Source organism: Gordonia sp. i37, from assembly GCF_002043085.1.
In the GTDB taxonomy this organism is placed as follows: domain Bacteria; phylum Actinomycetota; class Actinomycetes; order Mycobacteriales; family Mycobacteriaceae; genus Gordonia; species Gordonia polyisoprenivorans.
Map to the genome: position 1 here is coordinate 1 of NZ_MVPX01000052.1, position 18,947 is coordinate 18,947.

The following is an 18,947-nucleotide window of genomic DNA, read 5'->3' on the forward strand; positions in this document are numbered from 1 at the left end:
CTCGCCGGTTCGCAGTTGGGGATCACCGTGTGCACGTTGGCGCTCGGTGCGGTCACCAAGCCGGCCGTCCATCACTGGCTGACGCCGGCGTTCGAGAACATCGGCGCGCCACTGTGGTTGGCCGACATCGCCGGATTCGTCCTGGCGCTGATCATCGTGACGTTCCTGCACCTGGTGGTCGGTGAGATGGCGCCGAAGTCGTGGGCGATCGCCCACCCGGAACGGTCGGCGGTGTTGTTGGCCATCCCGATGCGGGTGTTCATGTGGTTCACCCGCCCGGTGATCGTCCAATTGAACAGGCTGGCCAACCGGGTGTTGCGGATGGTCGGTGTGGAGGCCGTCGACCAGGTCGCCTCCGGTCAGGACCCGGAGACGTTACGCCAGCTCGTCGAGCATTCGGCGACCGTCGGTACGCTCGAGGCCCGCTATCACGAACACCTCTCGAGCGCACTGGATCTCGCGTCGTTGACGGTCGCGGACGTGGCGACAGTGGTCGATCCCGATGGGGTCGATCACGATGCGACGGCGGCCGTCATCGAGGCACGGGCCCGGGACAGCGGGCATCTGCGTCTCGTGGTCCGCGACGGACCGCGGGTCAGCGGTGTCGTCCACGTCCGAGACTGTCTCGAGGCCGCCCCCGACGCGAGCGCCGCAGACCTCATGCGGCCGGTGCTGGAAATGACGCCCGCACTTCCGGTCTACGACGCCCTGAGCCGAATGCGGCAGTATCGCAATCACATCGCGGTCGTCGTCGACGACGGCCGGGTCGTCGGGGTGCTGTCCATCGACGACGTCCTGACCCGACTACTCGCCACCGCGAGCTGAGCGCAGCCGCGGCCGGTTGCGCCAAGAGCGGTCAGCGCCACTCGAGATCGGAGACGATCCACGGCGTGCGCGGCAGGACAGCGGGATCGAATCTCGCTGCCAGCGTGGCGATGTCAATGTGCTCGCCCGCTGCGGCGAGACCCAGTGACACGGCGATGTGATCGAGGACGATGCCGGCATCGACGCCGGTGGCCGCGAGGTCGGCGAGGGTGACCGCGCCGTCGCGCTTGCTGAGCCGGACGCCGTCGGGGTTGAGCACCATGGGGACATGGGCGTAGGTCGGCGGCGAATATCCCAGCAGCGTCGCCAGATACGCCTGCCGCGGTGCCGACGACAACAGGTCGTCACCGCGGCAGACCTGATCGATGCCCTGCTCCGCGTCGTCGACGACCACGGCCAGGTTGTAGGCCGGGGTGCCGTCACCGCGTTGGATGACGAAATCGTCGACCGCACCGGTGTAGCGGCCGTGGAGTACGTCGTCGACGGTGAACGTGCTGCGGTCGGCGATGATCCGGATCGCCGGTGGCCGGCCGGCTGCACGCTTGGCCTCGCGTTGCGTGGCGGTCAGGGTGCGGCAGGTTCCCGGGTACGCGCCCGGCGGTGTGTGCGGTGCGCTGGGTGCCTCGAGGATCTCGCGGCGTGTGCAGAAGCACTCGAAGGTCTGTCCGGCCGCGGTCAGATCGTCGATGATCTGCCGGTAGCGTGGCAGGCGATCGGTTTGATAGAGCACCGGCTCCTCCCAGGAGAGGCCGAGTGCGTGCAGGTCGGCGATCTGTCCGGCGTCCGAACCGACGGCTGTGCGGTCCAGATTCTCCATGCGCAGCAAGAACCGTCGTCCCGTCGTGTGGGCGAACAGCCACGCCAACACGGCGGTACGCAGGTTGCCCACGTGGAGGTCTCCAGAGGGCGACGGGGCGAATCGACCTGCCGGGCCGACCGCGGAAACGCCAGGGTGTTCGGTCATTGCCCTAGAGGCTACAAGTGGGTGACGATGGTGAGGTGGATCTCCCCGTCACTCCTCCGATCGCGCCGATGCTCGCCAAAGCGGCGAGCGCGGTTCCGGCCCAACCCGCCGACAATCCGGAATGGTCCTACGAGCCGAAATGGGACGGATTCCGCGCGTTGATCTTTCGCGACGGCGATGAGGTCGTCATCGGCTCTCGCGGTGGCAAGGACCTCGCACGCTACTTTCCCGAAATCGTTGCCGCCGCCCGCGAGGAGTTGCCCCTGAAAGTGGTGCTCGACGGGGAGATCGGGGTGCCCTCACTCATCAGCGACACTCATCGACTCGACTGGGACTCGCTGGCCCAGCGCATCCATCCGGCGGCGTCGCGGGTCGCGATGCTGGCCGAGACCACACCGGCGATCTTCATCGGCTTCGACGCCCTGGCGCTCGGGAACGTCGGCGTCGTCGACGAGTCTTTCCTCACCCGTCGGGAGGCGCTCGTGGAGGCCATCGGACCGGGCGGACGCGAGCGCCGATTCCATGTCAGTCGGGTGACCGCCGATCCGGCCGTCGCCGAGGACTGGTTTTCGGCGTTCGAGGGCGCCGGACTCGACGGCGTCGTCGCCAAACGCCTTGCCGGCCACTACGTGGAGAACAAACGCGAGATGATCAAGGTCAAGCACAAGCGGACCGCCGACTGTGTGGTGATCGGCTACCGGGTGCACAAGAGCGGCACCGGTCTGGGGTCGATGCTGCTCGGGCTGTTCTACGACGGCGAGCTGCGAATGGTCGGTGGTGCAGGTGCTTTCACCGATGCCAAGCGCGTCGAGCTGCAGCAGATGTTCGAGCCGATGCGTCTCGACCCGGACAAACCCTCTGCCGGGGAACCGACGCGGTGGCGTTCGGAGAAGTCGGGGGAGTGGATTCCGATCCGGCCCGAACTCGTCGCCGAGGTTGCCTATGACCAGATGGAGAATGGCCGCTTCCGGCACACCGTCAAGTTTCTGCGGTGGCGTCCCGACCGCGAGCCCGACAGTTGTGGATACGAGCAGCTCGACGTGCCGCTGACCTACGACCTGCACGATGTGCTGGAAGGGCAGGACTGACATGGCTTCTCGCTCGCCCGCCGAAGAACTCGATGTCGGCGGTATCGCCGTACGTATGAGCAACCCGGACAAGATCTACTTCCCCGAACTCGGTGAAAACGGCGGCCGCAAACGCGATCTGGTCGGCTACTACCGGCAGATGGCCCTACTCGACGACGGCGGCGACGGCCCGATCATGACGGCGCTGCGCGACCGGCCCACCTTCCTGCAGCGCTTCCCCGACGGTATCGAGGGCGACGAGATCTACCAGAAGCACATCGCCAAGAAACGTCCCGAGCACGTTCCGTCCACCCGCATCACGTTCCCCTCCGGACGCACCGGAGATGCGCTGTGCCCCAAAGCACCTGCTGACATCGTGTGGGGAGCGAACCTCGGTACCGTCACCTTTCACAGTTGGCCCACCCATGATGGTGACAACGATCATCCCGACCAGTTGCGCATCGATCTCGATCCACAGCCGGGCACCGATTTCGACGATGTGCGTCGGGTGGCGATCGATGTGCTCGCCCCATTGCTCGACGAACTCGGATACACCGGATTCCCCAAGACCTCGGGTGGGCGCGGTATTCACGTGTTCGTGCCGATCGAGCCGCAGTGGGACTTCATCGCCACCCGCCGTGCGGTGATCGCGATCGCGCGCGAGATGGAGCGTCGTGATCCCGATGCGGTGACCACCTCCTGGTGGAAAGAGGAACGCGGAGAACGGATCTTCATCGACTTCAATCAGAATGCCCGGGACCGTACGATGGCCTCGCCGTACTCGGTGCGGCGCAGCGCCAACGCCCGCGTGTCGACGCCGGTGTCGTGGGCCGAACTCGCCGAGATATACCCCGACGACGCGACCATGGCCACCGTCCCCGACCTGGTTGCCCGACGCGGTGATCCGATGGCCGACATCGCCGAGCACCGCGTCGGGCTCGAACCACTGTTGGAGATGGTGCAGCGCGACGACGCCGACGGGCTGCACGACATGCCGTACCCGCCGAGTTACCCGAAGATGCCCGGCGAGCCGCCACGTGTCCAACCGAGCAAAAAGGTTGCCGCACACTGGGATGAACACGGCAACCGGGTGGAGTGAGTTGAGTCCTTTCGAGGGTGCGTGTCTCCCTAGCTGAACGCGCCGGCCGCCCATTCGGCGAACGACTGCCACCCGACCTGGGGGAACTGCTGATGCAGCTGGGTGATGTTGACGTTGTAGCCCGTTGTCGAGAGGAAACCGAACATCGCACGCATGTCTGGCGAGGAAATACGTTCGGGATCATAGGATTCCGCGTGAACGTCGTTGCCGGTGACCGACGACAGGACCGCGGCCATCTGACCGGGTGTCACCGAATCGGAGGCGATGTCGATGCGCTCACCGGCATGCGCGGAGGGATCGGCGAAGAGATTCGCGACGAACGACCCCAGGTCCGCTCGCGAAAGTTGCTGCAGCGGCTTCTCGGTCGGCATCGCCATCAGGAGCAATCCGGCTGCGAGTGCATCACGATCGCCGAAGATGTTGTCGTAGAAGTATGTCGGTCCGACAACGGTGTGGGCGATGTCGGTTGCGGCGAGACGCTGCTCGACCTGATATTTCGAATCAAAGTGAGGGACACCGGTATTCAGGTCGGCGCTGGCCACCGACGAGAACACGAGATATGGCAGCGCTGATGCACGCGCCGCGGTGATGATCGCATCCCCCTGGGTGAGTTCGGCGTCGACACCCGACTCGAACGGCGTGGTGAGCGCGAACGCTCCGGCGACTCCGGCAAACGCCTCGGTCAGCCCGTCGCCACTCATGAGGTCGGCGACGGCCAGCTCGACACCGCGGTCGGCAAGTGCCTGCGCGCGCGAGGACTCCGGCGACCGTACGACGGCCCGAACGCTACGTCCGGCGTCGAGGAGCGCATCGACCACGGCGCCACCCTGACCTCCGGTGGCGCCGAGGACCGCGATCGGCCCGGTGGGAGTGGAAGCAGTGGACATGTGGGTTCCCTTCGACGACGGCGCCACGAGTCTACGGACGTTCCTCCCAAATGGGGACAACCGGGCAACCGGAGATTTGCTATCTCAAAGTCGCCTGATAGATTGCCCTCAGTTCGCCAACCTGACGAAAGACGGAACACATGCGTATCAAACTGATGGCCGCCGCGTTCGTGCTCAGCGCCGCGGGACTCGTCGCAGCCCCGATTGCCTCCGCTCAGGCGGCTGTCCCGACAGTGCGGTCGGGTATGGAGATCAACGTCGACGAGACGATCATTACTGCCACTTCCTGCACGCTCGGTGCCGTCGTCTCCCCGACCAAGGCTCTCACCGCCGGTCACTGCGGACACATCGGTCAGGAGGTATACGACGAGCACGGCGACACGATCGGCCGCATCACCGCCAACCGGATCACCAAGGGTCTGGACATCGCGGTCATCAGTCTCGGACGCAACACCCACGCGCAGGTCGACTCGATCGCCTGGAGCGCTCCGATCGTCAAGGGCGAACGTGTCACCAAGAACGGCGTGACCACGCGGTTCAGTGCCGGCACCATCACCGACCCCAAGCCGACCATGCGCACCGCGTACGGATACTCCTTCGCCCCGCCCTTCCTCCTGCAGAACACGACGACCAGCGTCCGCGCGCTCCTGCGCTCGGCCGAGGGTGACAGCGGATCGGGCATCCGGGATGCGCAGGGCAACGTCATCGGCATCCTGTCGGCCGGTAGCTCCGACACCGACACCCTCATCGCCCCGGTCGCGTTGCTGCCCGCGAACCTGCGTTAGGGGCGGCTCCGGAGGTCGGTCATGACGGCGCGGTTTGGGTTGGACCCCCGCTCCCGGCTATGATCGACCGTCGTTGGAGGATTCGCCTAGTGGCCTATGGCGCTCGCCTGGAACGCGGGTTGGGTTAACAGCCCTCAGGAGTTCGAATCTCCTATCCTCCGCCAAGTCATGAGTCGCGACATCGTAGACATACGGTGTCGCGGCTTATTGCGTTTGTGCCTCGACGTGGATGGCCGGCCGCCCCACATGCTGAGGGAGACGGCCTGGGTGCCATTCGTGCTGCCGGTCTGTGTGTCCCCATTCGTGGGGATTGTTTCCGGTCCGGAATTCTCGCATGTGGCCGCGACCAGCACACTTGCAGAATCAAAGAAATCGATGTCGATCTTTAGGTTGCCGAATTCTGTGAGGCGTGTTTGGGTATTCGAGAGTAGTTCAGAATCTGGCATCATAATTTTGTTGTGATGCGCTGATGTGGTGGGGGTGGCGTCATGGTGAGCGATGGCAGTCGGGAGTGGGGACGATCGGGACGATCGGGGCTGACAGGGGTGTGTGTGGCGCTGGCGGTGGCCGCGTCGGTGCTCGGGTCGGGTGTGTCTGGTGCTGCACCGAGTTCGTTTGCTGATCGGCAGACCATCAAACGCACGGATGACGGGTGGGTCGTGTCGGTGATCAAGTCCCATGAGCAGGTGCGGTCGGTACCGCCCCTTAACCAATCACCGTGGACCCGTGAGGGTTTCCTGAGTCTCAAGGGCGAGGGTGTCATCGCCGGGGCCGGCTCGGTGCCGGTGCAGGCGGGCACTGTCGCAGCCGGGTTTCAGATCGGCTGCAACACCGATGTGACGTCAGGTGCCACGGTCGGGGGGTCGGGTGGTCCGTCGGCGCAGATGAATATTTCCTATCCGCCGGCGGTGGTGATCGGTGCGACGGTCACCCCAAATATCTCCACCACGTTGCGGCCGGGCACGATCGCCGATATCCCGTTCGGGTCGAAGAAGATGCAGACCGGGAAAGCCGGCATCACCGTCGACGGCGTGCATGTCAAGGTCGACGGCTGTCTCGGGCCGGTCGCCCTGCGCGCGTATGTGACCGTGAGCGTGTCAACAGCGTTGAACGACAACACCATCAACGTGTATGGCAAACCCCACTACCTGTGACCTGACGGCACTGACCTCCGCTCCGTAGTGCGTGCCGCACGATACGTGAGCCACGACGTTCGCTCCTTGTTCTTTGATCTTCTCCCTGAAGGGCTGTGATCCGGTATGACCGCTCCTACTTCGTCGTCCGTTCCAGGTGGAGCGCATCGCCTCGACGCCGATGCGCCGACCACCGAACTCCCCAGGACGCCGAGCGGTGCTGGTGGTTCGCCCGCAGATGCCGACACCTCCGCTGCGCAGGACGATGCGCCCGGTGGGGTGCCGGTGCTCAAGGTGGTGTTGTTCCTCGTCGGCTGCGTCCTGCTGGTGCTGGCGGCGGCGAACCTGTCGAATCTTGGTGAGTGGTCGGAGCGGTGGGGTGTGATCCCGGTGTTCCTGGTGTTCTTTCTGGTGATGTCGATTGCCGGGCGCTGGTTTTGGGCCGGTGCGGACGCGATCCTCGGCGCCCTGATGTGGGGCAAGGCCAAATGACTGACAGTGACCATCAACGTGGCCCGGAACCCGCCGGAGAGTCGGTGATGTCGAAGTCTCGTCGGGGGCGTCACCGGCTCCCGCGCCGCCGACTCGGCGCCGGGCTGCTCGCGGCAGCGGTGTTGGCGATCGGCGGCGGGGTCACGGTGGCCGCGCTCGGCAGTGACCCCGCTCCGGCACACGCGGATGCGTTGTGTGATCAGATGCGCGCCCAGTACGGGTCGAACTGGCCGTGTATCTCGGTACCCACCAACACCTTCCAGCCCACCACGAACACCCCGGCACCGACGACCGGTGCCAACGGTGCGGGATCGGGTGGGCCACAGGTCGGCTCCAACATCGGGCCAGGCCCGGGCGAAGGTAACGGCACACCGATCGTGACCGTCCCCGGACATGCTGCCCTGCAACCACCCGCAGGCGCCGTCAACGGCAGCTCCGCGCCGACCACCTCGAACACTGGCGGCGTCCGTCCGACCGCACCGCAACCGGCACCACCAGGCGACACCGCCGGGCAGGTTCCGGTGGTGCCCTCCACGGCTGCTCCTGCGGTGACGACGGTACCTGGTGCAGTGTCGGCGAACCCTGAACCAGGTACCCCGCCTCATGCTCTGGATTCAGGCTCGAAGCAGCCGGAGATCCCGCTCGCGGCGTGGGTCGTGGCGGGTGCGGCGGCATTCGCTGCGGCGAATCCGCGGGTACGGCGCGCAGCATTTGGTGGCGGGTCGGCTAAGTCGGGAAATTCTGCTGCTTCGCAGAGTGTTTGGGGTCGCCGCTTCGGTTATGTTCAGGCGGCAGCGATTCGGCCGCAACAGGGCCCCGACGATCCGAATGCAGATGCTCGGGCGGATAACGAGCATCACGATCCGCCAGCAAGCAGCAGTACCAGCGGTAACGGCGACAACGCGACCATAAATGGCAGTGGTGGGACGGGGGGAGACTCGCAGTACACACCACAGTCTCCTCCGGCTGCGGTGTCGCCCGCACCGGCACCTGCTCCGGCACCCGAGCCAGCGCCTGCACCTGCTCCTGCTCCTGCTCCTGATGTTGAGCCGTCTCCCGATCCGCAGGACGAGCAGCCGTCGTTCACGTTGCCGAATTACGTGGCTCCTGGCGGCGACAAGGGGATCGAGGCTGACCCGGTCTTCTTCATCATCGATGACGCTGCCGAAGCTGCGATTCTTGCCCTCTTGCTCTCCGCCATCATGGCCACGATCATCAGCGAATACGGTTGGGAGTGGGTACGTACCCACCCCGACCAGCTGCCCGATCTGATGATCGACAAGCTTCCTGGATGGCTCGCCGACCAGGTCGATAAGGTGAAGGACTGGATCAGTCAGTACTTCACGGAGAATCATGACGGCAACGGTAACGACGCACCTGATCGGTCAAAGCCGTGGCAAGGACAGGGTGACAGCCCCCCAGACCGTCCCGACGGTGTTCCTAGCGATTGGGTACCGAGGCGCTCCGACAATGGAAAGGGCTGGGTATGGCAGAAGCCGGGGGCGAAAGGTAACGCGGACTCAGTGCGCGTGATGGAGCCAGACGGCCGAAATCCCTCCGGATATGTGCGGATCTACAATGGGCATGGCCAGCCGATTGACCTCGACGGTAAACCCTCTGGCAACCCCCAGACACATATTCCCATCAAGCCCGACGGGTCATTCCCACTGCCGAAAGGGTGGAAACCATGAGCGTAGCCGTACCACTCCCGCTGGCTGGCGACAAGGTTATCGATATTGACGGCGGCTACACGATTATTCTAAGAACGAACAATGACAATTTCCTCACTCTTGAGGACCCCATGGTCTGTGTCACTAATGCGGGCGAAAGATTCGTTGTTGATCCACGAGAGGGGTCTCCGCGCGTTGAATTGCTAACACCGTTGATGGAGAGTCCGATTACTTCGGCGGCCTACACCGAGGAATATCAGCTGACTGTTCTACTCGATAGTGGGTTCTCCTTCTTCGTTGAACCAAATCACGATGGATATGAATCGTGGAATGCGCGGTACGGCGACCACCTAATTGTGGCGATGTGGGAGCCAGACCTCGGGAATCAGTAGCTTGCCGAGTTCAGCACCTTACGTCATCTGTCGGTGCGAGAACCTGCATGTGACCGGTCTCGCCACCAGGTCAGTAGCCGCGCTGCTTCGGCTCCAGGGTTCGAAAACCGTCCCGGTAGCTCCGCCAAGTCATGAGTCGCGACATCGTTGACATACGGTGTCGCGACTCATTGCTTTTGTGCGTCGAAGTGGATGGGCGGCAAGTGCATTCCACGTGAGCGGCTCTCGTCCCGCGAAGGCATCCGTATTCGTACTGCTGCAGAGTTTCATCTATTCAGCGTCGAGTGGGTTGGCGGCGATGCGCGTCAGGATGTCATCAGTGACGGCGTGTGCAGCAGCGCAGCCGGGCTTTCGGCCGGCCTGATCACGTAAGTTGGTCGAGAACTCGGAGGCAATGTCCAGGCGTGGGTATCGGCGGAGTACCTCAGCACGGAAACCGGTGTCCATGGGGAGTGGCGCACCCGAGATCTCGTAACCCGTTGCCAGCCATAGCGCGCGAGATTCCTCGTCGGTGTTGGGTTGTTCGGGCGCCATGTGTTCGACGATGATCTTGCGTGCGCGAGCGCGACGGGTGATGTCCCAACCTGCTCCGGCGGTCAGGACCGAGGCGATGTGCCCGCCCGCGTCTTCGAAGGCGAGAGAGTGGTTGTCGAACTCGGCGACGAGCCCGATGTCGTGCAACAGCGCGGCGACGTAGAGAAGTTCGTGATCGAGTTGAAGGCGAGAGGCGTGGGCGTGCGCGGCGGCCACACGTAGGACCGCAGGCTGTGTTTGAGAAGCGCCGGCGTGCAGTACTCGGTGGCCACCTCAAGAGCCCCGCGAGCAGCGGCTGTTGACGGCGCGGAGAGATCGGCCACGCGCATGGTGAACGATCATGCCAGATCTGCCGGCGTCCGAAGTTGAACCGGCGGGCCCCACATGGCACCTTGCTTTCCATGCCAGATATGCCCGGTGCCGCAATGCTGCGGCGAACCGTTATCGGGATCGTCGCTCTGCTCGCCTCGATGCTCGGCGCGGTCGTCGAGAGCCCCTCGGCTCATGCTCTGCCGTCGGGCTTGAACTATGTCGCGCTCGGCGACTCCCGCGCCTCCGGCAACATGCCGGGTCTGCAACCGTCCGACGGTTGCTGGCGGAGTTCCACGTCATATCCCAGTGTGCTGGCGCGCATCGCGCACGTGCGCAGCTTCGTCGACCGCTCGTGTGCGGGTGCGTGGGCGGCCAACGTCACCCATCTGCCGGAGAACGGGCCGTTCGGGCCGATCCCACCCCAGATCCGAGGCGTCAGCAAGACCACCAACCTCGTCACCATCTCCATCGGCGGAAACGACCTCAACTGGGGAGCCATCGCCGAGCGGTGCCAAGTCCCACTACCCGGCAACGACGCGCGCTGTCGATTCAACGTCGGGCACATCGCTGCGGCGCATCGCATGCTCGCCTACATGGAAGGCCAGGTCAACGGCGTGATGCGCGCGGTGCGCGAGAAGGCCGCACCCAACGCCCGCATCGTGCTCGTCGGCCACGGTGGTCAGGTCGGCAGACGGGGATGTTGGCCGTTCGTCCCCGCCTCCGATGGCGACGCCGCCTGGATGAAGGACTTTCTCGCACAGTTCAATGCGACTCAGGCGCGGATCGCGGCACGATACGGCGCAGCGTTCGTCGACGTCGGAGCGCGCTCGGCCGGACATGACCCGTGCTCGGCTCAGCCGTGGTTCGAGGGAGCCGTCCCGCGCGAGATCGCGGTCTTCGGTCACCCCAATCAGATCGGCGCGGCGATGATCGCGGAATGGATCCGTGAGGTCGCCTGAGGGCGGGTGACCTTCGTCGGCCGGTGTCAGGGCACGGCAACCGTGGCGAACCCCGGCGTGTACACCCCGCCGGGAAGCAAGGTCAGTGCGACCTGTCCCGGACCGGTGCGCAGGTCGGCGTGCGCCGGTATGTCGTTGAGCCCGTTGCTGAGTCGGGCGACGCCGGTGGCACCGGTCGACAGGTTGATCCACCGCACCTCGGAATTCGGTGGGCAGAACCACCGCGCCCATTCCTCGGCGGTGACGGTGACCTCGCCGCGGTGGCGGCCGACCTCGGCGAAACACCGGGCGGGTGTGGAGTCGAGGCTGCCGGTCGGAATCCCGTACGGCGCGGGGTTGATCTGGAACCCGATGGCCGTGACCGACGCCGACGCGTCGGCGGGTTGTGCGAGAACGAGTGCTCCCAGGGCCACGCCTGCGGCGGCGAAAGAGCGGATCAGAGTGCGAATCGTCATGAGTGACCTCCTTGACTGCCCTATCGCCGCCGCTGCCGGAAATGTGACATTCCCGACGAAAGTGCTACTGCTGCGCAGGGGTGACCGGATGCGGATCGGTGCTGCGCTTCTGGACGATCACCCCGGCCGCGACGATGATCAGCGCGGAGATCGCGGAGAAGATGATCGCCTGGCGCTGTCCTGCGTCGAACACCATGAGCACCAGTACCGCGACGATGAACACCATCACCGCACCGGTCAGGTAGGGGAACAACCACATCGTCACCGCGGGCCGATGCCCTTCTTGACGCAGCGTGCGGCCGAGTTTCAGCTGGCTGGCGGCGATGGTCAGATAGACGAACAGCGCGATCGCGCCGCTGGTGGCCAGCAGCCACGCAAAGATCTTGTCCGGCAACACATAGTTGCCGATCACCGCCAGGAATCCGATGACCATCGACAACAGCACCGACACCCACGGCACGCCGTTGCGGGTCAGCCGTCGCACGGCCCACGGTGCGTCGTGACGGGTGCCCAGTGAGAACAGCATGCGGGAGGCGGTGTAGAGCGCGGAGTTCAGGCACGAGGCGACGGCGGTCAGGATGACGATGTCCATGATCAGCGCGGCGTGCGGGATGCCAATCGCCTCGAGCACCGACTGGTACGAGCCATCGGGCAGCTTGTTGTAGGGCAGCAGGGACACGACGACGAAAATCGATCCGAGGTAGAACAGCGAGATCCGCCAGATCACCGAGTTGACCGCCTTGGTGATGCCCTTTTCCGGGTTGGGTGATTCGGCTGCGGCGATGGTGACGATCTCGGTACCCATGAACGAGAACATCGTGATGAGCATGCCTGCGATGACCGCGCCGAAACCGTTGGGCATGAAGCCGTCCGGCTGCCACAGATGATGGATGCCGCTGACCTCCGAACTCGGAATCCAGCCGAGCATCGCCGCCACGCCGACGAGGATGAACAACACGATCGCAACGACCTTGATCAACGCGAACCAGAACTCGAACTCGCCGTAGTTGCCGACGCTGATCAGGTTGGTGACGGTCAACAACACCGTGACCGCCAGAGCCCAGATCCATTGCGCGCCACCGATGAGATCGGTGAGGATCGACGCCGCGGCCGTCGCCTCGACGGGGATCACGAGCACCCAGAACCACCAGTACAGCCAGCCGACGGAGAAGCCGGCCCAGCGGCCGAGGGCGCGGTCGGCGTACACCGAGAACGAGCCGGTGTCGGGGTTGGCGGTCGCCATCTCGCCGAGCATGCGCATCACCAGCACGACCAGGGCGCCGGCCATCGCATACGAGATCAATACGGCCGGGCCGGCCTTCTCGATGGCATTCGCCGAACCGACGAACAGACCGGCGCCGATGACGCCGGCGATCGAGATCATGGTGATGTGTCGGGGCTTGAGGCTCGACCCGAGCGAACCGTGGCCGCCCGCGGCGGTCGATTCGGAGGATTGTCGGTCGACAGAGGTCATGGGTTGCGTCTCCTACGGTGGTGAGAGTTCACACAGAATTCAGCCCCTTGTGGGGGCGCGGTGACCGAATCTACGGCGGGTGCGGCGGACTCGCAGCGGATGCGAACTTTGTCCGATTCGAGGGAGGTCCCGGGCATTGCCCGGCGAGGACCGCCGCTGGTGGGGACCGTCGCACGGACCGATTGCAGAACGCGCCGACGCACTCGCTACACTTGACGACGGATCCCGCGCGGCGTGCATCCTGTGAACTCCCCCAGGGCCGGAAGGCAGCAAGGGTCAACGGGCTCTCTCGGGTGCGCGGGGTCCCCATACATCTCACGCCGATGCACATCTCAGTCCGATACATGAGGTCCCCCGTTGAACTATCACTCCAAGAGTGCCGACGAGCTTCGCGCCACCCAGGAGGACCTCCGAAAGCTCTACGACGCGCTGTGCGCGGCCGGGCTGACCCTGGATCTCACCCGCGGCAAGCCCGCGCCCGAGCAACTTGATCTGTCCAGTGAGTTGCTGTCACTGCCCGGCGCCGATTTCCGTGCCGCCGACGGCACCGACACCCGCAACTACGGTGGCCTGCGTGGTCTGCCGGAACTGCGGGAGATCTTCGGGGAGATCTTCGCGGTCGATCCCGCGAATCTGATCGCCTACGGCAACGCGAGCCTCGAGATCATGCATCATCTGACGACGTTCGGGTTGCTGCGCGGCACCGTGGATTCGTCGCAACCGTGGTCGTCGGGTCCGGTGAAATTCCTGTGTCCGGTGCCCGGATACGACCGTCACTTCGCGATCACCGAGCAGTACGGCATCGAGATGGTGCCGGTGCCGATGAACCCCGACGGTCCGGACGTCGACGCGTGCGCGGCACTGACCGCCGCCGACCCGTCGATCAAGGGCATGTGGGCGGTACCCACCTACTCCAACCCGACCGGCGTCACCTTCTCCGAGGAGGTCACCGAGGGCCTGCTGTCGATGCCGGCCGCCGACGACTTCCGTATCTACTGGGACAACGCCTACGCGGTGCACACCCTCGTCGACGAGCCGCCGACGCCCCTGCCGGTGATCGAGATGGCCGCTGCCGCAGGCAATCCCAATCGCGTCTACGTCCTCGGCTCGACGTCGAAGATCACCTTCGCCGGTGCCGGGGTCTCGTTCTTCGGATCGTCGAAGGCCAACGTCGACTGGTTCGTCGAGAACATCGGCTTCGCGACCATCGGTCCCGACAAGGTGAACCAGCTGCGCCACGCGCGGTTCTTCGGTGACGCCGCCGGGGTGCGTGCCCACATGGCCCGCCATCGGGACATCCTCGCCCCCAAGTTCGCGACCGTGCTCGGCATTCTCGAGGATCGGCTCGCGGAGTCGAAGGTCGCGTCGTGGTCCGAACCCGAGGGTGGCTACTTCATCAACCTCGACGTGCCCGACGGCGCGGCGAGCCGGACCATCGCGTTGGCCAAGGACGCGGGTATCGCGCTGACGCCGGCGGGTTCGACGTTCCCGTACAAGAACGACCCGCACGACCGCAACATCCGGTTGGCGCCGACCTTCCCGAGCATCGACGACCTGCAGGTCGCGATGGACGGTGTCGCCACCTGCGTGCTGCTCGCCGCGACGGAGACGCTGCTCTCCGCGCACGGTTCCTGAAAGGCGCCGATCTTCGGTGGGTGTGCCGGGTGACCGATCGTGACAGGTGGCCGCGGGCGCCGATTCGCCATGTGTGTGGCTGCGCTCGCGATCGCCGCACTCGCCCTGTGGTGCCAGCACCTGATCCTGCCGTTCTCCACCCCGTTCTGGGGTTTGTTCGACTATCAACTCGACCTCGACGTATACCGCGCCGGCGCACTGACCGTGTGGGACGGCGGCAGCCTCTACGACGCAAAACTGCTCGGCCAGATGGACTACACCTACGCGCCGGTGTCGGTCATCGTGTTGATGCCGTTCGCCTGGATGTCGTTCGAGGCCGCCCGGATCGTGTGGAGCGTCGGCATCGTCATCGCGCTCTATCTGGTGATCGTCCTGTGCTTCCGGGCCCTCGGCAGAGACGTGAACTGGCCGTTGCGGTGTCTGGCGATCGCCCTTGTCGCCCTCTCGATGCTCCTGGAACCGGTGCGCACCACCATCTGGTACGGCCAGATCAACGTGTTCCTCCTGTTGATCATCCTCGCCGACCTCGTCCGACCCGACGGTTCACGGCTCAAGGGCGTCGGCACCGGCATCGCCGCGGGCATCAAATTGACGCCGCTGATCTTCGTCCTCTACTTCGCGCTGCTACGGCGCTGGCGTGCGACGGCCGGGGTCCTCGGCGGATTCCTACTGACCGTCGTCGTCGGATTCGTGGTGTTGCCCAAGGAATCCTGGTCGTACTGGACCGACAAGATCTTCGACTCCAATCGCGTGGGCGCGCCGCAGACTCTCGGTAATCAGTCGTTGCGCGGGCTCATCGCCAATCTGATGCACACCGACGCCCCCAACACCGCGGTGTGGATGGTCCTCGTGCTCATCGCGCTGGCCCTCGGGATGGGCTCGGCGGTGCTCGCCCATCGGCGCGGCCATGAGTTGCTCGCGATCTCGATCGTCGGTATGACCTCGTGTGCGGTGTCGCCGATGGCCTGGGGACATCACTGGGTGTGGTTCGTGCCGATCGTCGTGATCTGTGTGAATCTGTTGCTGCGCACCGATCTGTCGGCGAGACGCCGCGCGTTCGCCGGCATCGGGCTCGTTGCGCTGGTACTCACGGCGTTCGCCTGGCGCACACACTTCGCCTATCCGATGTGGTTCGTGAACCGGACCGTGCCGGACGCGTACTTCACCGGGCTGTTCTTCAAGGCAGAGACGGGACCGGCGTGGGCACAGGCGTTCCTGGTCTACCCGTACAACGCGATCTTCCTCGGTACGACCATCGCGACTCTTGTCGTTCTCGGACTGCTCGACCGCCCCGCGCGCCCGACCCAGGACAACACGGACCCGACGGACACCGCTGCGCTGCCCAGCTGATTTCGGGCTGCCCAGCTGGTTCCCGGTTAGTCGAAATTCACCGAATCGGACATGGCGCCGTGTGCCGCGATCTACGCTGACGCCATCGTCGCCGACCACCGCTGGATCAGTCGGCCCGCGTGTGAGGAGAACTGCCATGCCCAGTATCAGTACCCCGGAATCGATGGACCTCGGATCGTGGATCGCCCGCCGGGCCGCCATCGGTCCCGACCGCCCCGCCATCACCTTCGACGACACGACGATGAGTTTCCGGGAATTCTCCGACCGCATCGACCGACTGGCCGCCGCCCTGCGCGCCGGAGGCGTCGGCGTCGGTGACCGCGTCGCCTATCTCGGCCTGAACCATCCGATGTTCCTTGTCACCATGTTCGCCTCGGCGCGCGCAGGAGCGACGTTCGTGCCGTTGAACTTTCGGCTCACCGGAGCCGAGCTCGCCTACATCATCAACGACGCCGGTGCCCACACCCTGATCGCCGACCCCGCGCTCGCGGCCGTCGTCGACGAGGTGGCCGATCAGCTCACACTGCAGCGACGCATCGCCGTCGGTGAGCACGTCGGCTGGGAGTCGGCCGAAGCCGTCATCGCCCACGCCGAGCCGATCGCCGACCCCGCCCGTCCGGCGTCGGACGCCATCGCGGTCATCATGTACACCTCGGGAACCACCGGCCGCCCCAAGGGGGCGATGCTCACCCACGGAAACCTGTTCTGGAACAACATGAATTCGCTGTTGTGTCTGGACGTCGAGACCTCCGACATCAGCTATTGCGCCGCCCCGCTGTTCCACATCGGGGGACTCAACGTCACGACGCTGGTCACCCTGCAGAAGGGCGGTCACATCGTGCTGGCGCCGACGTTCGATCCCGCCGCGGCACTCGCCGGCATCGAGAAGTACTGTGTGACAACGATGTTCGGTGTGCCGGCGATGTTCCTGTTCATGTCCCAGGTGCCACAGTTCGAGACCGCGGACCTGTCCAGCCTGCGCTACCTCATCTGCGGTGGCGCGCCGGTGCCCGAACCGTTGATGCGGCGCTACGCCGAGCGGGGGCTGGCCTTCGCCCAGGGATACGGACTCACCGAAACCGCCCCGCTCGCACTCGTGATGGGGCTCGACGAGTCGGCGGCCAAGATCGGCGCCGCGGGCAACAAGGTGTTGCCGCTGTCGGATGTGCGACTCGTCGACGCGACCAATTCGCCTGTCCCGGTGGGCACCCCGGGCGAGGTCTGCGTCCGCGGCCCGCAGGTGATGGTCGGGTACTGGCGCAACCAGGCCGCCACCGACGCGGTCATCGACGACGAGGGGTGGTTCCACACCGGCGACATCGGTCGCGAGGACGACGACGGCTACATCTCCGTCGTCGACCGCGTCAAGGACATGGTGATCACCGGCGGCGAGAACGTGTACCCCGCAGAGGTGGAGAGCGTTCTCTACAGCCATCCCGCGGTCGCCGAGATCGCGATCCTCGGGCTGCCCGACGCGAAGTGGGGCGAGGCGGTCACCGCCGTCATCGCCACCGCCCCCGGCCAGGAGGTCACCCTCGAGGAACTGCGTGACTTCGCCAAGGATCAACTCGCCCGCTACAAGCTGCCGCTGCGTCTGGAGTTCGTCGACGCCCTGCCGCGCAACCCCTCGGGCAAGGTGCTCAAATACCAGCTTCGTGAGCAGTTCTCCACACCCGTCCCCCAGGGATGATCAACCGATCCGACCTGTGGGGGAGCGGGTCGGACTGTCGGGGTTCGCCGGTACTCTCGACGCGTGGCCCTGTATCGCACCTACCGTCCGGCGACGTTCGCCCAAGTCGTGGGCCAGGAGCACGTCACCGACCCCTTGAGCCGCGCACTCGACAGCCGACGGATCAATCACGCCTACCTGTTCTCCGGGCCGCGCGGCTGCGGCAAGACGTCGTCGGCGCGCATCCTCGCCCGCTCGCTCAACTGCGTGCAGGGCCCGACGTCGACGCCGTGCGGTGAGTGCTCGTCGTGCGTGGCGCTCGCGCCGGGCGGGCCGGGCAACCTCGATGTCATCGAACTCGACGCGGCCAGCCACGGTGGTGTCGACGACACCCGTGAGCTCCGGGATCGCGCGTTCTATGCCCCGTCCGAGTCGCGCTATCGCGTGTTCATCGTCGACGAGGCGCACATGGTCACCAACGCCGGGTTCAACGCCCTGTTGAAGATCGTCGAGGAGCCGCCGGAGCATCTGATCTTCGTGTTCGCGACCACCGAACCGGAGAAGGTGCTGCCGACGATCCGCTCGCGCACCCATCACTACCCGTTCCGACTGCTCGCCCCGCCGGTGATGCGCGGGCTCCTCGAGGACATCTGCGCCAAGGAGCACGTGCAGGTGGCCGCCGACGTCTATCCGCTGGTGATCCGCGCCGGCGGCGGTTCGCCGCGCGACTCGCTGTCGATCCTCGATCAGCTCCTCGCCGGAGCCGGCGACGAGGGCGTCACCTACGAGCGCGCGCTCGCCCTCCTCGGTGTCACCGACATCGCCCTGATCGATGCCGCCGTGGACGCTCTCGCCGTCGCCGATGGAGCCGCGCTGTTCACCGTGGTGGAGCAGGTCGTCGACGCCGGCCACGATCCCCGCCGTTTTGCCGTCGATCTGCTCGAGCGTCTCCGGGATCTGATTCTGCTGCAAGCGGTTCCGGATGCCGCCGACCGTGGTCTGGTGGAAGCGCCGGGCGATCAGCTGGCACGGATGCGTAGTCAGATCGATCGTCTCGGCCCGGGCGGTCTGACGCGTTTTGCCGAGATCGTCCACAACGCGCTGGGCGAGATGCGCGGCACCACCTCACCGCGCCTGCTGCTGGAGGTGATGTGCGCGCGCATGCTGTTGCCCACCACCTCTGCCGACGACGCGGCACTGCTGCAACGTCTCGAGCGGATCGAATCCGGGGTGGTCGTGGCCGCA

The 18,947-nt window shown here is 65.5% G+C and carries 19 protein-coding genes, 1 tRNA gene and 1 other RNA gene; 15 read left to right on the forward strand and 6 right to left on the reverse strand.

Annotation, left to right across the window (positions count from 1 at the left end):
• The coding region (locus tag B1964_RS01915) for a CNNM domain-containing protein (RefSeq protein ID WP_079928591.1) at positions 1-825 on the forward strand (825 nt) is incomplete at its 5' end.
• A 31-nt stretch (positions 826-856) separates the two neighbouring features.
• On the opposite strand, the gene gluQRS is transcribed toward B1964_RS01915, so the two are convergent.
• Positions 857-1,789 (reverse strand): tRNA glutamyl-Q(34) synthetase GluQRS, encoded by a 933-nt coding sequence (gluQRS, locus tag B1964_RS01920; protein WP_079928592.1) that lies wholly within the window; start codon positions 1,787-1,789, stop codon positions 857-859.
• 35 nt (positions 1,790-1,824) lie between these two features.
• Between gluQRS and B1964_RS01925 the strand changes: the two genes are divergently transcribed.
• Together B1964_RS01925 and B1964_RS01930 are read left to right on the forward strand one after the other, a co-directional pair.
• Positions 1,825-2,877 (forward strand): ATP-dependent DNA ligase, encoded by a 1,053-nt coding sequence (locus tag B1964_RS01925; protein WP_079928605.1) that lies wholly within the window; start codon positions 1,825-1,827, stop codon positions 2,875-2,877.
• A 1-nt stretch (position 2,878) separates the two neighbouring features.
• Entirely contained in the window at positions 2,879-3,955 is a 1,077-nt protein-coding gene (locus B1964_RS01930; RefSeq protein WP_079928593.1) for a DNA polymerase domain-containing protein, read from the forward strand.
• 29 nt (positions 3,956-3,984) lie between these two features.
• Here the strand turns inward: B1964_RS01930 and B1964_RS01935 are convergent, their stop codons facing one another.
• The gene (locus B1964_RS01935) at positions 3,985-4,842 is read right to left on the reverse strand and encodes an NmrA/HSCARG family protein (protein WP_079928594.1); all 858 of its coding nucleotides are present in this window, start codon (positions 4,840-4,842) and stop codon (positions 3,985-3,987) included.
• Positions 4,843-4,982: 140 nt separating this feature from the next.
• Here B1964_RS01935 and B1964_RS01940 point away from each other — a divergent pair, with 140 nt between their 5' ends.
• The 4 genes from B1964_RS01940 to B1964_RS30865 all read left to right on the forward strand — a co-directional run bounded on the left by B1964_RS01940 (position 4,983) and on the right by B1964_RS30865 (position 7,252).
• Complete coding sequence (locus B1964_RS01940) at positions 4,983-5,627, forward strand: trypsin-like peptidase domain-containing protein (RefSeq protein ID WP_079928595.1); 645 nt, start codon at positions 4,983-4,985, stop codon at positions 5,625-5,627.
• A 75-nt stretch (positions 5,628-5,702) separates the two neighbouring features.
• A tRNA-Ser gene (locus B1964_RS01945) sits at positions 5,703-5,791 on the forward strand.
• Between the two features lie 324 nt (positions 5,792-6,115).
• Positions 6,116-6,781 (forward strand): MspA family porin, encoded by a 666-nt coding sequence (locus B1964_RS01950; RefSeq protein ID WP_079928596.1) that lies wholly within the window; start codon positions 6,116-6,118, stop codon positions 6,779-6,781.
• A gap of 105 nt (positions 6,782-6,886) precedes the next feature.
• A complete protein-coding gene (locus B1964_RS30865) occupies positions 6,887-7,252 on the forward strand; it encodes a hypothetical protein (RefSeq protein ID WP_079928597.1) in 366 nt (121 codons plus the stop codon).
• Positions 7,253-7,451: 199 nt separating this feature from the next.
• On the opposite strand, the gene B1964_RS30315 is transcribed toward B1964_RS30865, so the two are convergent.
• Positions 7,452-7,592, reverse strand: a complete 141-nt coding sequence (locus tag B1964_RS30315; RefSeq protein ID WP_172398722.1) for a hypothetical protein — start codon at positions 7,590-7,592, stop codon at positions 7,452-7,454.
• Between the two features lie 748 nt (positions 7,593-8,340).
• Between B1964_RS30315 and B1964_RS01965 the strand changes: the two genes are divergently transcribed.
• Together B1964_RS01965 and B1964_RS01970 are read left to right on the forward strand one after the other, a co-directional pair.
• Complete coding sequence (locus tag B1964_RS01965; protein ID WP_139765595.1) at positions 8,341-8,943, forward strand: hypothetical protein; 603 nt, start codon at positions 8,341-8,343, stop codon at positions 8,941-8,943.
• A complete protein-coding gene (locus B1964_RS01970) occupies positions 8,940-9,314 on the forward strand; it encodes a DUF6188 family protein (RefSeq protein WP_079928600.1) in 375 nt (124 codons plus the stop codon). Before B1964_RS01965 ends, B1964_RS01970 begins: the two co-directional genes overlap by 4 nt.
• A 270-nt stretch (positions 9,315-9,584) precedes the next feature.
• On the opposite strand, the gene B1964_RS01975 is transcribed toward B1964_RS01970, so the two are convergent.
• Entirely contained in the window at positions 9,585-10,064 is a 480-nt protein-coding gene (locus B1964_RS01975) for an HD domain-containing protein (RefSeq protein ID WP_253193852.1), read from the reverse strand.
• 185 nt (positions 10,065-10,249) lie between these two features.
• Between B1964_RS01975 and B1964_RS01980 the strand changes: the two genes are divergently transcribed.
• Positions 10,250-11,119: an SGNH/GDSL hydrolase family protein gene (locus tag B1964_RS01980; RefSeq protein ID WP_253193853.1), complete on the forward strand. Its 870-nt coding sequence runs from the start codon at positions 10,250-10,252 to the stop codon at positions 11,117-11,119.
• 26 nt (positions 11,120-11,145) lie between these two features.
• Here the strand turns inward: B1964_RS01980 and B1964_RS01985 are convergent, their stop codons facing one another.
• Positions 11,146-11,574, reverse strand: a complete 429-nt coding sequence (locus tag B1964_RS01985; RefSeq protein ID WP_020173181.1) for a hypothetical protein — start codon at positions 11,572-11,574, stop codon at positions 11,146-11,148.
• Between the two features lie 64 nt (positions 11,575-11,638).
• Positions 11,639-13,048, reverse strand: coding sequence for an amino acid permease (locus B1964_RS01990; protein ID WP_020173182.1), 1,410 nt, complete (start codon positions 13,046-13,048; stop codon positions 11,639-11,641).
• 217 nt (positions 13,049-13,265) lie between these two features.
• Between B1964_RS01990 and ffs the strand changes: the two genes are divergently transcribed.
• From ffs to B1964_RS02015, 5 genes are all read left to right on the forward strand, one after another.
• Positions 13,266-13,360, forward strand: an RNA gene (gene ffs, locus B1964_RS01995) — signal recognition particle sRNA small type.
• Between the two features lie 45 nt (positions 13,361-13,405).
• Positions 13,406-14,683, forward strand: a complete 1,278-nt coding sequence (locus tag B1964_RS02000) for an aminotransferase class I/II-fold pyridoxal phosphate-dependent enzyme (protein ID WP_079928602.1) — start codon at positions 13,406-13,408, stop codon at positions 14,681-14,683.
• 69 nt (positions 14,684-14,752) lie between these two features.
• Positions 14,753-16,033 carry a glycosyltransferase 87 family protein gene (locus B1964_RS02005; protein WP_079928603.1) on the forward strand — a complete coding sequence of 427 codons (1,281 nt, stop codon included), beginning with the start codon at positions 14,753-14,755 and terminating at the stop codon, positions 16,031-16,033.
• Positions 16,034-16,169: 136 nt separating this feature from the next.
• The gene (locus B1964_RS02010; RefSeq protein WP_079928604.1) at positions 16,170-17,723 is read left to right on the forward strand and encodes a long-chain fatty acid--CoA ligase; all 1,554 of its coding nucleotides are present in this window, start codon (positions 16,170-16,172) and stop codon (positions 17,721-17,723) included.
• 63 nt (positions 17,724-17,786) lie between these two features.
• On the forward strand, positions 17,787-18,947 hold a 1,161-nt coding region (locus B1964_RS02015), incomplete at its 3' end, for a DNA polymerase III subunit gamma and tau (protein WP_139765596.1).

Coding starts and splice junctions, on each gene's coding strand:
- gluQRS (WP_079928592.1), bottom strand. CDS start 1,789: ATGACCGAACACCCTGGCGTTTCCGCGGTCGGCCCGGCAGGTCGATTC.
- B1964_RS01930 (WP_079928593.1), top strand. CDS start 2,879: ATGGCTTCTCGCTCGCCCGCCGAAGAACTCGATGTCGGCGGTATCGCC.
- B1964_RS01935 (WP_079928594.1), bottom strand. CDS start 4,842: ATGTCCACTGCTTCCACTCCCACCGGGCCGATCGCGGTCCTCGGCGCC.
- B1964_RS01940 (WP_079928595.1), top strand. CDS start 4,983: ATGCGTATCAAACTGATGGCCGCCGCGTTCGTGCTCAGCGCCGCGGGA.
- B1964_RS01950 (WP_079928596.1), top strand. CDS start 6,116: ATGGTGAGCGATGGCAGTCGGGAGTGGGGACGATCGGGACGATCGGGG.
- B1964_RS30865 (WP_079928597.1), top strand. CDS start 6,887: ATGACCGCTCCTACTTCGTCGTCCGTTCCAGGTGGAGCGCATCGCCTC.
- B1964_RS30315 (WP_172398722.1), bottom strand. CDS start 7,592: ATGTTGGAGCCGACCTGTGGCCCACCCGATCCCGCACCGTTGGCACCG.
- B1964_RS01970 (WP_079928600.1), top strand. CDS start 8,940: ATGAGCGTAGCCGTACCACTCCCGCTGGCTGGCGACAAGGTTATCGAT.
- B1964_RS01980 (WP_253193853.1), top strand. CDS start 10,250: ATGCCAGATATGCCCGGTGCCGCAATGCTGCGGCGAACCGTTATCGGG.
- B1964_RS01985 (WP_020173181.1), bottom strand. CDS start 11,574: ATGACGATTCGCACTCTGATCCGCTCTTTCGCCGCCGCAGGCGTGGCC.
- B1964_RS01990 (WP_020173182.1), bottom strand. CDS start 13,048: ATGACCTCTGTCGACCGACAATCCTCCGAATCGACCGCCGCGGGCGGC.
- B1964_RS02005 (WP_079928603.1), top strand. CDS start 14,753: ATGTGTGTGGCTGCGCTCGCGATCGCCGCACTCGCCCTGTGGTGCCAG.
- B1964_RS02010 (WP_079928604.1), top strand. CDS start 16,170: ATGCCCAGTATCAGTACCCCGGAATCGATGGACCTCGGATCGTGGATC.